The organism is Micropruina sp. (assembly GCF_047606665.1).
Taxonomy (GTDB): domain Bacteria; phylum Actinomycetota; class Actinomycetes; order Propionibacteriales; family Propionibacteriaceae; genus Micropruina.
Map to the genome: position 1 here is coordinate 174,109 of NZ_JASGEF010000063.1, position 13,803 is coordinate 187,911.

Below are 13,803 nucleotides of genomic sequence, written 5' to 3' on the forward strand. Positions count from 1 at the left end.
GTGGTGGTCAGAGTATGCGAGAAAGGAACGCCTGCGTCCGGGGATGCTGCGGAGTCACCAGGACCTCCCCGGGCGGGCCGAGTTCGGCGATCTCGCCGTCGGCCATGAAGGCGACCCGGTCGGCGACGTCCTTGGCGAAGCCGATCTCGTGGGTCACCACGATCATCGTCATCCCGGAATCGCCCAGATCGCGCATCACCTGCAGCACCTCGCCGACCAGCTCGGGGTCGAGCGCCGAGGTCGGCTCGTCGAACAGCATCAGCTGCGGATTCATCGCCAACGCGCGGGCGATGGCCACCCGCTGCTGCTGGCCACCCGACATCTGCCGCGGGTACTGGTTGCCGCGATCGCCCAGCCCCACCTTCTCGAGCAGCTCCTGGGCGGCCTGCTTGGCCTCCGCCGGCTTGCGCTTCTGCACCTGGACCGGGCCCTCGATGATGTTCTCGATGGCGGTCATGTGCGGGAAGAGATTCCACCGCTGAAACACCATGCCTATCGAGCGACGCTGCCGCGCGGCCTCTTTGTCGGACATCTCGTGCAGCTTGGTGCCCGCCTGCCGGTAGCCGATCACCTCGTCGCCGACCCAGATCCGCCCGGCCGAGACGGTCTCCAGGTGGTTGACGCAGCGCAGCAGGGTGCTCTTGCCCGAACCGGACGCGCCCAGCAGCACCACCACCTCACCCTTGTTGACCACCAGATCGACGCCCCTGAGCACGTGCAGCGGACCGAAGTTCTTGTGCACTCCCTCGATGCGAACCAGCGGTTCGCCGGGCGCGACGCCCGAGGCGTCCAGAGCCTGTCCGGTCATCTCAACTCCTCTTGCCGGTAAGTGCGGCCCGCAGCTTCTGCAGCGGCGTCGGTGGCAGCGCTCGGCTGGTGGCGCCCTTGGCGAAGGCGCGTTCCAGGTAGAACTGCCCGATCGACATCACGGTGGTGGCGGCCAGGTACCAGACCGCACAGACGATCAGCAGCTCCATGATCTTGCTGTTGACGTAATAGATGTGCTGCGCCTGGGTCAGAATCTCGGTCACGCCGATCGCCGAGGCCAGCGAGGTCGTCTTCACCATCGAGATGACCTCGTTGCCGATCGGCGGAATCACCACGCGCATCGCCTGCGGCAGCACGATGCGGCGCATCAGATGCAACCGGGTCATACCGATGGCGCTGGCCGCCTCGCTCTGGCCCTCGTCCACCGACAGGATGCCCGAGCGGATCACCTCGGAGGTGTAGGCGCCCTGGTTCAGGCCGAGCGCGATGATCGCCGCCAGATCGGCCGTCACCACCTTGGTGGTGTCCACCACGCCCATGCCGGGGATGAAGAGCTGCGGGAAGATCAGCGCGATGTTGAACCACATCAGCAGCTGCAGATAGACCGGCGTCCCGCGGAAGACCCAGATGTAGAGATAGGCGACGGTCGAGGTCACCGGATTCTTCGACATCCGCATCACCGCCGTGACGATGCCGAGGAGCAGGCCGAGCGCCATCGAGACCACGGTCAGCCACAGGGCGGTGACGATGCCCTGCATCAGCACCGGCAAGGTCATGTACTCCGCGACGATCGACCAATCGATGGCAGCGTTCGCCATCGCGACGCCGAGCCAGATCAGAAACGCCAGAACGAGCGCGGCGCCAATCCACCGCGACACATGTTTCCGCGGTACCACCGTGAGCGCGTCGGCGGCGATCGCCGCCGACGGAGGTGGGGCCTTACCGGACGGGCCTGTACTCATGAGTTGTCCCCTTCGTCGCCACTGAATATCGCGGTGTTCGGCCTGCCGAGCCTCGCTGACGTGCACAACTGCGGGGCGATACTCTCATCTCTCGGCCGATCCGGCGTTCGCCGTCACGCTAACAGGACACCGGTATCTCAAGCTAGACATAGACGCATCCACGCAATGCTGAAATCAGCTCGAAACGAAGGGCGACCCATGGCGGACCTGGCGCCGGAGCCGGCGAGACCCGGCTCCCGACGCGCCCCGACCCTGCAGCAGGTCGCGGCCGCCGCCGGCGTCTCCCGCTCGACCGCTGCCCGCAGCCTCGGCAACTACGGCACCGTCGACCCTGTCCTGCGCGAACGCGTGCTGGAGGCCGCCCGCGAGCTGGGCTATCGGCGCAACGCGCTGGCCAGCAGCGTCAGTTCGGGACGGTCGTCCACGGTAGGAGTGGTGATCTCCGACATCGAGGATCCGCACTTCGCCCGCGCCGTCCGCGGGATCATCGACGCCGCCGGTGCCCGCGGCTTCGACGTCATCCTGGCCAACACCGACGAGAAGCTGGAAGCCGAGCGGTCCGCGGTCAAGGTCTTCCTGGACAAGCGGGTGGACGGCTTCATCGTCACCCCGTCGTCCGGCATGGTCTCCACCCATCTGGACGAGATCCTGCAGATGCCCCGGCCGCTGGTGCTGATCGACCGGTTCCTGCCCGGACTCGACTGCGACTGGGTGGGCGCCGACGACTACACCTCGACCTATGCGGTGATCGAGCGGCTGGCCGGCGAAGGGCACCGCCGGATCGACCTGGTGGCCGCGACCTCGCGGTCGGCGATCGAGATCGAACAGGGCATCAGTCAGCCGATCTCGCCGATCGCGAAGCGCATTCAGGCGCTCCGGGACGCCGCCGCCGCGTGCGGCGTGCGCTATCGGCTGCACACCGGGGCGATGTCGCGCGACCGGACCCGCCAGGTCGTCCGGGCCGCGCTCGACCTGCCCGACCCGCCGACCGCACTGCTGGCGTCGTACAGCGAGATCGCACTGACCGCCTTCCAGGAGCTGCGGCAGCGCGGACTGTCGGTGCCCGGCCAGCTGTCCCTGGTCAGCCTGGACGACGCCGAGTGGATGACGGTCAGCTCGCCCACGATCTCCGCGGTGCAGCGTCCGTCGTACGCCATGGGGGTGCGCGCCACCGAGGTGCTGCTGGCCCGGCTGGCCGGCGACGGCCCCGCCGTCCGGCAGCACACCCTGCCCAATCGGATCGTCGATCGCGAGTCGATCGGCACCTCCAGCACGATGGCCGGGCCGTCCGGCCGGAAAGGGATTCGATGAACTACCGCAACGTGCAGGCCCCGACCGCCGTCGTCATGGTGCGCCCGCACCGCTTCCGGGTGAATCCACAGACCCTGACCGACAACGCGTTCCAGGCGCTGCCGACCGGCGAGCCGGCGGCGTCCGATGCGATCGCGGCAGCGGCTCGCGCCGAGTTCGACGCGGCCGCCGAGCAGCTCTGCGCGGCCGGCGTCACCGTGCACGTCTTCGACGACTTCGGCCAGCTGGACACCCCCGACTCGGTGTTCCCGAACAACTGGTTTTCGACCCATCACGGCGGCCGGATCGCCATCTACCCGATGTACGCGCCCAACCGGCGGCGGGAGCGCCGCTCCGACGTGATCGAGCTGTTGAAGAGCACCTACCGGGTGCAGGAGGTGATCGACTACTCCGGCCTCGAATACGACAACCTGTTCCTGGAGGGCACCGGCGCGATGGTGCTCGACCATGCCGAGCGACTGGCCTACGTGGCGAACTCGCATCGGGCCGATCCGGTGATCCTGGAGCGGTTCTGCACGGCGTTCGGCTACGAGCCGATGGCGTTCCCGACCATGGGGCCGGACGGGCGTCCGGTCTACCACACCAATGTGATGATGGGCATCGCGTCGGAGTACGTGCTGGTCTGCCTGGACGCGATCAGCGACCCCCAGCGGCGCAACGAGGTGGCCGCCCGGCTGGCCGGCAGCGGACGCGCGGTGCTGCAGCTCAGCTTCGAGCAGGTCGCCGACTTCGCCGGCAACACCATCGAGCTGACCGGTTCCGGCGGCCGGGTCCTGGCACTGTCGTCGCGCGCCGCCGCGTCCCTCACCGACGCCCAGCGGGCGACGATCGAGGAGTCGGCTACCCTGCTGCCGCTGCCGATTCCGACCATCGAGCGCGCGGGCGGCTCGGTGCGCTGCATGATCGCCGGGGTGCACCTGACTCCGCGCTGACACTCGGACGCCACGGCAGTGGCATACTCGTGGCATGACGCGCCAGCGGATCAGCACCACCGTCGATGCCGACTTGCTCGGACGGGCCCGCGCACTCGACCCCGAGGGCACAGATGCACGCCTGGTCGAGCGCGCCTTGCAGGCGCTGCTGGCCGCGCATCGAGCGGCCGAGATCGACCGCGACTACGCGGCGAGCTACACCGCTCAGCCGTTGGACACCCCCGACGAGTGGGGCGACCTGGCCCGCTTCGGCGCGGCCGTGCGGTCGGCATGACGCCCGAGTGGGGCGAGCTCTGGTGGTGCGAGCATCCCAAGATCGGACGCCGTCCGGTCGTGGTGGTCTCCCGCAGCGCAGCCGTCCGGGCCCGCCGGCTGGCCATGATCGCACCCTGCACGACCACGATCCGTGGCCTGGCCAGCGAAGTCCGGCTAGAACCCGACGACGACCCGGTGCCGCAGCCGTGCGTGGTCAACCTCGACTCTGTCGAGCAGGTGCCGGTCGGTCTGCTCGTCCAACGGCTGGGACGGCTCTCCGGCGAACGCATGCGCGCGGTCTGCTCCGCACTCGCCGTCGCGGTCAACTGCCCCGCCCGGTGAACCGAAAAGGAACCGTCCCTTGGTCACCGGGGACGGTTCTTTCGGTCACCGGGGACGGATCAGTCGGCCAGCGGGCCGAACTTGGCACCCAGCGCGGTGAGTTCGACCTCGCCGCCATCCTCGGCGGTGAGCACCCACAGGCCGTGCTTGGTGATCGTCATGGTGTGCTCCCAGTGGCAGGCACGGGAGCGATCCCTGGTCACCACCGTCCAGCCGTCGTCCAGGGTCGCCGTCGCCTCGCCGCCCAGAGTGAGCATCGGCTCGACCGCCAGGCAGATGCCCTGCACCAGCAGCGGACCGCGGCCGCGGCGTCCGAAATTGGGGACGTCAGGGGCCTGATGCATCTGTGAGCCGATGCCGTGCCCGGTGAACTCCCGGACGATGCCGTACCGCTCGCGCCGACTCCGCACGTAACCCTGTACGGCGGCGGAGATGTCGCCGACCCGCCCGCCGAGGTGCGCGGCGGCGATGCCGCGCCACATCGACTCCCGTGTCACGTCGCTGAGCCGCTGGTCGTCCGGACGAGGCTCGCCGACGCTGAAGCTGATCGCCGAATCGCCGTGCCAGCCGTCCACGATCGCGCCGAAGTCCACCGACACCAGGTCGCCGTCGGCGAGCACCCGGGATCCGGGGATGCCATGCACGACCTCGTCGTTGACCGAGATGCAGGTCACCGCCGGGAAGGGCGGGATGCCCCAGCCACCGCCGTAGTTCAGGAACGAGGACGTCGCGCCGGCCCTGGCCAGGTGCTCACGGGCCAGCGCGTCGAGTTCGCCGGTGGTCACACCGGCCACGGCCGCCACGCGCAGCGCCGCCAAGGTGCGTCCCACCACCAAGCCGGCGCGTCGCATGACGCGCACCTGCTCGGGGGTCTTAACCTCGATGCCGCCCGCCACGGATCAGCGTCCGAGCCTCTCGGCAAGCGCCGCCAGCACCCGTTGTGAGACCTCGCCGACGTCACCCATGCCGTCGACCTCGATCAACAGGCCACGCTCGCGGTAGACGTCCAGCAGCGGATCGGTCTGCTCGTGGTAGACCTCCATCCGGTTGCGGATGGTCTCTTCGTTGTCGTCCGGCCGGTTCTCGATCTCGGCCCGCTTCAGCATGCGCTGGACGATCGCCTCTTCGTCGGCCGTCAGCGACACAACCGCGTCCAGATGGAGGTTGTGCACCTTGAGTTCGCCATCCAGCGCCTTGACCTGGCGCAGCGTGCGGGGGAAGCCGTCCAGCAGCCAGCCGTCCTTGGCGTCCTCTTCTTGGAGGCGCTCGATGAGCACCTTCAGGGTGAGGCTGTCGGGCACGTAACCGCCTTCGGAGATGATCCGCTTGATCCGCTCGCCGAGCTCGGTGCGATTCGTGATCGCGGTCCGGAAGATGTTACCGGTGGAGATCGCCGGGACCCCGTAGTGCTCGCCGATGATGGCGGCCTGAGTGCCCTTGCCCGCTCCGGGTGGGCCCATGATCAAAAGTCGCATCGTGTCCTGCCTCGCCGTCGAGTTACCTGAGGAATCCTTCGTAGTTGCGTTGCTGGAGCTGACTCTCGATCTGCTTGACCGTGTCCAGCCCAACGCCGACAACGATCAGAATGCTAGTGCCCCCGAAGGGAAAGTTGTTCTGTGCATTGAAGAATATGAACGCCACCGCCGGAATCAGCGAGATCAGGCCCAGGTAGAGCGAGCCCGGAGCGGTCAACCGGGAGAGCACGAAGGCCAGGTATTCCTCGGTGGGCCTGCCGGCCCGGATGCCGGGGATGAACCCGCCGTACTTCTTCATGTTGTCGGCGACCTCGACCGGGTCGAAGGTGATCGCCACGTAGAAGTAGGTGAACGCGATGATCAGCACGAAGTAGATCGTGTTGTACCAGACGCCGTCGCCGCGGACCAGGTGGGTCTGGATCCACGTCGACACCTCGTTGTCGGGCTGGAACTGCGAGTACAGCACCGGTAGGTAGAGCATCGACGAGGCGAAGATCACCGGGATCACGCCGGCCTGGTTGACCTTCATCGGAATGTAGGTGGTGGTCCCGCCGAAGAGCCGTCGGCCGACCATCCGCTTGGCGTACTGGACAGGAATGCGGCGTTGCGCCTGCTCCATGTAGATGACGCCGAGCATCACCAGCAGGCCGATCGCCATCACCACCGAGAACGCCAGCCAACCGGCGGCGCCCTCGCGGCTCTCTTTGATCGCCCACAGCGATGCCGGGAACTGTGCGGCGATCTGAGTGAAGATCATCACCGACATGCCGTTGCCGACGCCGCGCTCGGTGATCAGCTCGCCCATCCACATGATCAGGCCAGTGCCCGCCGTCATGGTCAGCACCATCACCACGATCGCGAAGACACCCTTGTCGTAGACCAGGTCGAGGGTGCAGCCCTGGAACAGCTGGCCGTTCACGGCGAGGGTGACGAACGCGGTGGCGTTCAGCACCGCCAGCACCAGAGTCAGGTAGCGGGTGTACTGGGTGATCTTGGCGGTGCCGGAGGCACCCTCCTTCTTCAGCGCCTCCAACCGCGGAATGACCACGGTGAGCAGCTGCAGAATGATGCTGGCGGTGATATAGGGCATGATGCCCAGCGCGAAGATCGCCAGCTGCAGCAGCGCGCCACCCGAGAACAGGTTGATCATCGAGTAGAGCCCGGCGTTGGCGCCAGACGCCGCCTCGACGCGGCAGGCGTTCACGTTGACCAGGTTGACGTTCGGGGAAGGGATCACCGAGCCCAGCCGGAAGACCGCCAAGATGCCGAGAGTGAACAGGATCTTGCGGCGCAGATCTGGCGTCTTCAGCGCGTTGACGAAGGCCGACAGCATCCGACCAGTACTCCTCTACCCTTGATCAGAGCGCGCGAGAACCGCGCGCAACCTGACAGACTCTACCAAGTTCCGCGTGCTGGCCCGACCCCAGCGCGATCGGCGGCCACTAGACCGACCAGTGATCGGAGCTCGGCTGCTCCGCGATCGAGGGTCGCTCCCCTACTCGCGCGGTCATTCCGGCCAGTCCCTGCGCCACCTGCGCCCTGGCCGCGATGCGCGCCGTCTCACCGTCGCCGGCCGCCACCGCGGCGGCGATCCGCCGGTACCGTTCGGCCCAGACCAGGCCCGGCTCCGGCGACTGCGGGCCGTCCAGCCGTTCGACGAGGCGGACGACGCCGGAGAAGCCGGCGAACAGCTCGTTGGCGGTGGCTCGCAGCAGCAGCATGTGAAAGCCCAACTCGGCCTCGGCGAGCGCCGCGGTGTTCTCCGGACGCCGGCTGTGCCGGACGATCTCGTCGGCCAGCTCGACCAGCCGTTCCCGCTGCTCGGGGGTGGCGTTGCGGGCCGCCAGTTCCGCCGCCATCGGCTGCAGCGCGGCGCGCAGCTCGGTGACGTCGAGCAGCACCCGATCGTGTTCCTCGCCCCGCAGCCGCCAACCGACCACCAGCGGGTCGAGCACGTTCCAGTTCGACCGCGGCCGGATGGTGATGCCGACCCGGCGCCGAGAACGCACCATGCCCAGTGATTCCAGGATGCGCATGATCTCGCGGGCCACCGTCCGAGACACCGTGAACCGCTGCTCGAGATCAGCCAGGGTGAGCACCGAGCCGACCGGGCGAACGCCGTCCACGATCTCCTGCCCGATCGCGTCGAGGGCAGCATGGTGGAGGTGCACAGTCGCCATTTGGGGTGTCCTTTTCGGTCCTGGTCAGGATAGCGGCCGGTGTCGTCGCCGCTGTCGCCGCTGGACCAACCCGAAAACCCCCAAGTCGATGGCCCGGAGACCGGCGACACGCCGGCGGAGAGCAATCGACCCGTGAGTTTTCGGGATCGCCCGGACACAACACGAGGGCGAGACGACCGAAGCCGTCTCGCCCTCGCGCCTGCTCACAGCTGGGTGGCGGTGCCCCCGGCTGCCTCGATCTTGCTCTTGGCCGAGGCGGAGAACGCGTGCGCGCTCACCTGCAGGGCCACGGAGAGCTCCCCGTTGCCCAGCACCTTGACCAGGTTGCCGTCGCGAACCGCACCGGCGGCCACCAGATCGGCCACGCCGACCTCACCGCCACTGGGGAACAGCTCGCCGAGCCTGGCGACGTTCACCACCTGGTACTCGACCCGGAACGGGTTCTTGAAGCCGCGCAGCTTGGGCAGCCGCATGTGCAGCGGCATCTGCCCGCCCTCGAAGTTCTGCGGCGTGTTCTTCCGCGCGCCGGTTCCCTTGGTGCCCCGGCCGGCGGTCTTGCCCTTGGAGCCCTCGCCACGGCCGACGCGGGTGCGTTCGGTCTTGGCACCCGGCGCCGGGCGCAGATGATGCAATTTCAGCGGCATGTCAGTCGACCTCCTCGACGGTGACCAGATGGGGGATCGACTTGGCCATGCCCACCAGCTCAGGACGGGCCTCGATCACCACCGAGTCACCGATCCGCTTCAGACCGAGCGAACGCAGGGTCTCGCGCTGGTTCTGCTTGCGGCCCACGCCGGACTTGACCTGGGTCACCTTGATCTTCGCCATCAGTGATTCGCCTCCTCACGAGCGCGCAGCAGCGCGGCCGGGGCCACGTCCGCGACCGGCAGGCCACGACGCTTGGCGACCTGCTCGGGCTCCTCCAGGCTCTTCAGCGCGGCAACGGTAGCGTGCACCACGTTGATCGCGTTGTCCGAGCCCAGCGACTTGGCGAGCACGTCATGGACGCCGGCGCACTCCAGCACGGCGCGAGCCGAACCACCGGCGATGACACCGGTACCCGGCGAGGCTGGACGCAGCATGACCACACCGGCGGCCTTCTCGCCCTGCACCGGGTGCGGGATGGTGCCCTGGATGCGCGGCACCCGGAAGAACGCCTTCTTGGCCTCCTCCACGCCCTTGGCGATCGCGGCCGGCACCTCGCGGGCCTTGCCGTAGCCGACACCTACGGTGCCGTCGCCGTCGCCCACCACGACCAGCGCGGTGAAGCTGAACCGGCGGCCACCCTGGACGACCTTCGCCACCCGGTTGATCGCCACTACCCGCTCGAGGTAGTTGCTCTTGTCCTTATCGGCGTTGTTGCCCCGACGGTCCTCGCGGCCACGACGCTCGCCACCAGCGGCACCGCCTCCGCGGCGCTGGTTTCCATTCATCGTTGTTTCCTTTCGAGTTCCGTCAGAATCCCAGGCCGGCTTCACGAGCGCTGTCGGCCAGCGCCGCGATCCGTCCGTGGTACTTGTTGCCGGCGCGGTCGAAGACGACGGTGCTGACACCGGCGGCCTTGGCCCGGTCGGCGATCAGCGTGCCGACCTGCTTGGCCACCGCCGTCTTGTCGCCGGTGGCGGCGCGAACGGCCGACTCCATGCTGGACGCCGAGGCCAGGGTGCGGCCCTGGGTGTCGTCGATCACCTGGACGAACAGGTGCCGAGCCGACCGGGTGACGACCAGACGCGGACGCTCCGGGCTGCCGGCGATCTTCTTGCGGCCCCGGACCTGACGACGCAGCCGCGCCGCGACTCGATCGGCCGTGCCCTTGTTGTTCGACAGCGAGATAGCCATCACTTACCAGCCTTTCCAACCTTGCGGCGAACCCGCTCGCCGGCGTAACGCACACCCTTGCCCTTGTAGGGCTCCGGCTTGCGGATCTTGCGGATGTTCGCCGCAACCTCGCCGACGGCCTGCTTGTCGATGCCGTACACGGTGAACGCCGTCGGCTTCTCCACCGAGAAGGTGATGCCCTCGGGGGCGTTCACCACGACCGGATGGCTGAAGCCGAGATTGAACTCGAGCTGGGTCGGGCCCTTCGCGATCACGCGGTAGCCGACGCCGACGATCTCGAGCTTCTTCTCGTAGCCGGCGGTCACCCCGACCACCATGTTGGAGACCAGGGTCCGGGTCAGGCCGTGCAGCGAGCGGCTCACCCGCTCGTCGTCCGGACGGGTCACCTCGATCTCGCCGGCCTCGTTCCGGGCCACCTTGATCGGCTCAGCGACGGTGTGGCTCAGGGCGCCCTTGGGGCCCTTCACCTCGACCAGCTGACCGCTGAGCTTCACCTCCACGCCCGCCGGGACGGCGATCGGGAGCCTGCCAATTCGCGACATGTCAGTACTCCTCTCTCACCAGACGTAGGCGAGGACTTCGCCACCGACGGACTTGGCGTTCGCCTCAGAGTCGGTGAGCAGGCCCTGGGAGGTCGAGATGATCGCGATTCCCAGGCCGCCCAGCACCTTCGGCAGGCCGGTGGACTTGGCGTACACCCGCAGACCGGGCTTGCTGATCCGCCGGACGCCGGCGATCGAACGCTCCCGGTTGGAGCCGTACTTGAGGGTGATGGTCAGCGTCTTGCCGACCTCGCCCTCGGCCGGCTCCTTGACCTCGTAGCCGCTGATGTAGCCCTGGGCCTTGAGGATCTCTGCGATGCCCACCTTGATCTTGCTGTGCGGCATCGACGTGGAGTCGTGGTACGCCTGATTGGCATTGCGCAGACGCGTCAGCATGTCTGCGATCGGGTCAGTCATGGTCATGACTTGATTTCTTCTTTCTCGGACGGTTTCAGGACGCCGTATCCCAGGCGCCTGACCTGTTCGGATTAATGGTCAGTGGGTCCGGACGGACTCGGTGGTCTTGACAAGCTCGAAGTCTCGACCAGCGATTGTCACCAGCTGGACTTGGTCACACCGGGCAGCTGGCCGGCGTGCGCCAGGTCGCGCAGGCAGACCCGGCACAGGCCGAACTTGCGGTAGACGGCCTTGGGCCGGCCGCATTTGCTGCACCGGGTGTAGGCGCGGACGCCGAACTTCGGCTTGCGGGCCTGCTTGACCTTCAGCGCTGTCTTCGCCATCGCTTCGTCACTTCCTCTTCAGGGACTTCTTCTGGGCGCTCTTCGAAGCACCCTGGGGACGCCGCTTCTTGGCGACGGCCTTCTTCGGATCGTTCTCCGGGGCCTTGAACGGGAAGCCCAGGTGCTTCAGCAGCGCCCGGCCCTCGTCGTCGGTGGTCGCGGTGGTGACGAAGGTGATGTCCATGCCGCGCACGCGATCGATCCGGTCCTGGTCGATCTCGTGGAACATGACCTGCTCGGTCAGGCCGAAGGTGTAGTTGCCCTTGCCGTCGAACTGCCGGGCGGACAGCCCGCGGAAGTCGCGGATCCGGGGCAGCGCCAGGCTGAGCAGCCGGTCGGCGAACTCCCACATCCGGTCGCCGCGCAGGGTCACGTGGCAGCCGATCGGCATGCCCTCGCGCAGCTTGAACTGCGCGATCGACTTGCGGGCCTTGGTCACCGACGGCTTCTGCCCGGTGATCTGGGTGAGGTCGCGCACGGCGCCGTCGATCACCTTGGAGTCGCGGGCCGCGTCGCCGACACCCATGTTGACCACGATCTTGGTCAGCCCGGGGATCTGCATCACGTTGGCGTACTCGAACTCGGAGTGCAGAGCCGGCGCGATCTCCTCGCGGTACTTCTGCTTGAGCCGCGGCAGAGTCTTCTCTGCGGTGCTGGCGGTCATCAGATTTCCTTCCCGGTCTTGCGGGCGATCCGGACGCTCCGGTGAGCGGAGTATTCGGTGCCGTCCGGACGCCGCTTGGTCACCTCGCGACGCTCGTAACCGACGCGGGTCACGACCTCGTTGCCGTCCACCTTCACGACCAACTGCACGTTGGAGGCGTCGATGGGGGCCTCGGTGGTGATGATCCCGCCCTTGTTCTTGCCGCCTTGCTGGGAGCGATCCGGGGTGTGCTTCTTGACCACGTTCACACCCTCGACGATCACCCGGCCCTGCTCGGGCAGCACCTCGATGATGTCGCCGACCAGGCCCTTGTCCTTGCCGGCGATGACCTTGACCCGGTCACCCTTCTTCACATGCAACGAGTTCGCCATGTCACAGCACCTCCGGCGCCAGCGAGATGATGCGCATGTAGCGCTTCTCGCGCAACTCACGGCCGACCGGCCCGAAGATGCGGGTGCCACGGGGCTCCCCGTCGCCCTTCAGGATCACGGCGGCATTCTCATCGAATTTGATGTAGGAACCGTCGGCGCGACGGGTCTCCTTCACCGTGCGGACGATGACGGCCTTGACCACCTCGCCCTTCTTCACGTTTCCGCCCGGAATGGCGTCCTTGACCGTGGCGACGATCTTGTCGCCCAGGCCCGCGTAGCGACGCTTGGAGCCACCGAGCACCCGGATGCAGAGGAGTTCCTTCGCACCGGTGTTGTCCGCGACCTTCAGCCGCGTCTCCTGCTGGATCATCTATGCCTCACTTGGCCTTCTCGAGGATCTCGACCAGACGCCAGCGCTTGGTCGCTGAGGTCGGACGAGTCTCCATCACCTTCACGCGGTCCCCGACGCCGGCATCGTTCGCCTCGTCGTGGGCCTTCAGCCGTTCGGTCTTGGTCATCACCTTGCCGTACAGCGGATGCTTGACCCGCTGTTCGACGGCGACCACGACGGTCTTGTCCATCTTGTCGGACACCACGACGCCCTCGCGGACCTTGCGGGCGCCTTCGCGTTTGCTCTGGTTCATTGCTCTCACTTGTCCTGATCAGGATCGGGGACGATGCCGAGGTTGCGCTCCTGCAGCACGGTGTAGACCCGCGCGATGTCCTTGCGGACCTCGCGGAGCCGTCCGTGCGACTCGAGCTGACCGGTGGCGGCGGCGAACCGGAGGTTGAACAACTCCTCCTTGAACTCCTTCACCTTGGCGTTGAGCTCGTCGCGGCTGAGGCCGCGCAGCTCGGCAGCGGTGCTGGTCTTCGCCATCAGATCTCACCTGCTTCCCGCTTGATGAACCGTGCCTTGAACGGCAGCTTGTGGATCGCCAGGCGCATCGCCTCGCGCGCGGTTTCCTCGGCCACGCCGGACAACTCGAAGAGCACTCGGCCGGGCTTGATGTTGGCCACCCACCATTCCGGGGAACCCTTGCCGGAACCCATCCGGGTCTCGGCCGGCTTCTTGGTCAGCGGACGGTCGGGGTAGACGTTGATCCACACCTTGCCGCCACGCTTGATGTGGCGCGTCATCGCGATACGAGCGCTCTCGATCTGCCGGTTGGTCAGGTACGAGGACTCCAGGGCCTGGATGCCGTAATCGCCGAACGCCAGTTTGGTACCGCCCTTGGCAGCGCCGTCGCGACGCGGGTGGTGCTGCTTGCGGTGCTTGACCCTACGGGGAATCAACATGCTCAGGCTCCTGCATTCTCGGTGACAGCCTCGGCCGCGGGGGCCACGGCAGCCTCGGCGCGACGGCGTCCGCCGCGCTCGGGACGGCCGCCCCGGTCGTCGCGACGCGGCCCGCGGGCCGGA

Annotated in this window: 23 protein-coding genes; 4 read left to right on the top strand and 19 right to left on the bottom strand. The window is 67.5% G+C overall.

The genetic code is table 11. The features are described 5' to 3' along the window. Positions 1 to 7: 7 nt before the first annotated feature. Positions 8 to 808, bottom strand: a complete 801-nt coding sequence (locus tag QM619_RS15575; protein WP_415110749.1) for an amino acid ABC transporter ATP-binding protein — start codon at positions 806 to 808, stop codon at positions 8 to 10. A gap of 1 nt (position 809) precedes the next feature. Further along, positions 810 to 1,730 carry an amino acid ABC transporter permease gene (locus QM619_RS15580; protein WP_415110752.1) on the bottom strand — a complete coding sequence of 307 codons (921 nt, stop codon included), beginning with the start codon at positions 1,728 to 1,730 and terminating at the stop codon, positions 810 to 812. A 198-nt stretch (positions 1,731 to 1,928) separates the two neighbouring features. Between QM619_RS15580 and QM619_RS15585 the strand changes: the two genes are divergently transcribed. From QM619_RS15585 to QM619_RS15600, 4 genes are read left to right on the top strand one after another with little or no spacing between them, the layout of a single operon-like run. Further along, positions 1,929 to 3,041 carry a LacI family DNA-binding transcriptional regulator gene (locus QM619_RS15585; protein WP_415110755.1) on the top strand — a complete coding sequence of 371 codons (1,113 nt, stop codon included), beginning with the start codon at positions 1,929 to 1,931 and terminating at the stop codon, positions 3,039 to 3,041. Beyond that, positions 3,038 to 3,973 (top strand): citrulline utilization hydrolase CtlX, encoded by a 936-nt coding sequence (ctlX, locus tag QM619_RS15590; RefSeq protein WP_415110757.1) that lies wholly within the window; start codon positions 3,038 to 3,040, stop codon positions 3,971 to 3,973. Before QM619_RS15585 ends, ctlX begins: the two co-directional genes overlap by 4 nt. 34 nt (positions 3,974 to 4,007) lie before the next feature. Beyond that, the gene (locus QM619_RS15595; RefSeq protein WP_415110760.1) at positions 4,008 to 4,247 is read left to right on the top strand and encodes a hypothetical protein; all 240 of its coding nucleotides are present in this window, start codon (positions 4,008 to 4,010) and stop codon (positions 4,245 to 4,247) included. Further along, positions 4,244 to 4,570, top strand: coding sequence for a type II toxin-antitoxin system PemK/MazF family toxin (locus QM619_RS15600; protein WP_415110763.1), 327 nt, complete (start codon positions 4,244 to 4,246; stop codon positions 4,568 to 4,570). Before QM619_RS15595 ends, QM619_RS15600 begins: the two co-directional genes overlap by 4 nt. 59 nt (positions 4,571 to 4,629) lie before the next feature. On the opposite strand, the gene map is transcribed toward QM619_RS15600, so the two are convergent. From map to rplP, 17 genes are all read right to left on the bottom strand, one after another. Further along, positions 4,630 to 5,466 carry a type I methionyl aminopeptidase gene (map, locus tag QM619_RS15605; protein ID WP_415110766.1) on the bottom strand — a complete coding sequence of 279 codons (837 nt, stop codon included), beginning with the start codon at positions 5,464 to 5,466 and terminating at the stop codon, positions 4,630 to 4,632. Positions 5,467 to 5,469: 3 nt separating this feature from the next. Further along, on the bottom strand, positions 5,470 to 6,045 hold the full coding sequence (locus tag QM619_RS15610; RefSeq protein ID WP_415110769.1) for an adenylate kinase: 576 nt from the start codon (positions 6,043 to 6,045) through the stop codon (positions 5,470 to 5,472). A 22-nt stretch (positions 6,046 to 6,067) separates the two neighbouring features. Further along, positions 6,068 to 7,378 carry a preprotein translocase subunit SecY gene (gene secY / locus QM619_RS15615; protein WP_415110772.1) on the bottom strand — a complete coding sequence of 437 codons (1,311 nt, stop codon included), beginning with the start codon at positions 7,376 to 7,378 and terminating at the stop codon, positions 6,068 to 6,070. Between the two features lie 109 nt (positions 7,379 to 7,487). Continuing rightward, a complete protein-coding gene (locus QM619_RS15620; RefSeq protein ID WP_415110775.1) occupies positions 7,488 to 8,225 on the bottom strand; it encodes a FadR/GntR family transcriptional regulator in 738 nt (245 codons plus the stop codon). A 203-nt stretch (positions 8,226 to 8,428) separates the two neighbouring features. Continuing rightward, a complete protein-coding gene (rplO, locus tag QM619_RS15625) occupies positions 8,429 to 8,869 on the bottom strand; it encodes a 50S ribosomal protein L15 (protein ID WP_415110778.1) in 441 nt (146 codons plus the stop codon). A 1-nt stretch (position 8,870) separates the two neighbouring features. Beyond that, complete coding sequence (gene rpmD / locus QM619_RS15630; protein WP_415110781.1) at positions 8,871 to 9,053, bottom strand: 50S ribosomal protein L30; 183 nt, start codon at positions 9,051 to 9,053, stop codon at positions 8,871 to 8,873. Then, positions 9,053 to 9,658 (bottom strand): 30S ribosomal protein S5, encoded by a 606-nt coding sequence (rpsE, locus tag QM619_RS15635; protein WP_415110784.1) that lies wholly within the window; start codon positions 9,656 to 9,658, stop codon positions 9,053 to 9,055. The genes rpmD and rpsE overlap by 1 nt, the downstream gene beginning before the upstream one ends. A gap of 22 nt (positions 9,659 to 9,680) precedes the next feature. Continuing rightward, on the bottom strand, positions 9,681 to 10,064 hold the full coding sequence (gene rplR, locus QM619_RS15640; protein ID WP_415110787.1) for a 50S ribosomal protein L18: 384 nt from the start codon (positions 10,062 to 10,064) through the stop codon (positions 9,681 to 9,683). Beyond that, complete coding sequence (gene rplF / locus QM619_RS15645; RefSeq protein WP_415110789.1) at positions 10,064 to 10,606, bottom strand: 50S ribosomal protein L6; 543 nt, start codon at positions 10,604 to 10,606, stop codon at positions 10,064 to 10,066. Before rplF ends, rplR begins: the two co-directional genes overlap by 1 nt. A gap of 15 nt (positions 10,607 to 10,621) precedes the next feature. Next, positions 10,622 to 11,029: a 30S ribosomal protein S8 gene (gene rpsH / locus QM619_RS15650; RefSeq protein ID WP_415110792.1), complete on the bottom strand. Its 408-nt coding sequence runs from the start codon at positions 11,027 to 11,029 to the stop codon at positions 10,622 to 10,624. A 131-nt stretch (positions 11,030 to 11,160) separates the two neighbouring features. Beyond that, positions 11,161 to 11,346 carry a type Z 30S ribosomal protein S14 gene (locus QM619_RS15655; protein WP_415099349.1) on the bottom strand — a complete coding sequence of 62 codons (186 nt, stop codon included), beginning with the start codon at positions 11,344 to 11,346 and terminating at the stop codon, positions 11,161 to 11,163. Between the two features lie 7 nt (positions 11,347 to 11,353). After that, entirely contained in the window at positions 11,354 to 12,010 is a 657-nt protein-coding gene (rplE, locus tag QM619_RS15660; protein WP_415110795.1) for a 50S ribosomal protein L5, read from the bottom strand. Then, positions 12,010 to 12,381 (bottom strand): 50S ribosomal protein L24, encoded by a 372-nt coding sequence (rplX, locus tag QM619_RS15665; protein ID WP_415110798.1) that lies wholly within the window; start codon positions 12,379 to 12,381, stop codon positions 12,010 to 12,012. Before rplX ends, rplE begins: the two co-directional genes overlap by 1 nt. A 1-nt stretch (position 12,382) precedes the next feature. Then, positions 12,383 to 12,751, bottom strand: coding sequence for a 50S ribosomal protein L14 (gene rplN, locus QM619_RS15670; protein ID WP_415110801.1), 369 nt, complete (start codon positions 12,749 to 12,751; stop codon positions 12,383 to 12,385). A 7-nt stretch (positions 12,752 to 12,758) separates the two neighbouring features. Next, the gene (gene rpsQ, locus QM619_RS15675; RefSeq protein ID WP_415110803.1) at positions 12,759 to 13,025 is read right to left on the bottom strand and encodes a 30S ribosomal protein S17; all 267 of its coding nucleotides are present in this window, start codon (positions 13,023 to 13,025) and stop codon (positions 12,759 to 12,761) included. A gap of 5 nt (positions 13,026 to 13,030) precedes the next feature. Continuing rightward, the gene (rpmC, locus tag QM619_RS15680; RefSeq protein ID WP_415110806.1) at positions 13,031 to 13,261 is read right to left on the bottom strand and encodes a 50S ribosomal protein L29; all 231 of its coding nucleotides are present in this window, start codon (positions 13,259 to 13,261) and stop codon (positions 13,031 to 13,033) included. Next, on the bottom strand, positions 13,261 to 13,680 hold the full coding sequence (gene rplP, locus QM619_RS15685) for a 50S ribosomal protein L16 (RefSeq protein ID WP_415110809.1): 420 nt from the start codon (positions 13,678 to 13,680) through the stop codon (positions 13,261 to 13,263). Before rplP ends, rpmC begins: the two co-directional genes overlap by 1 nt. Positions 13,681 to 13,803: the final 123 nt, after the last annotated feature.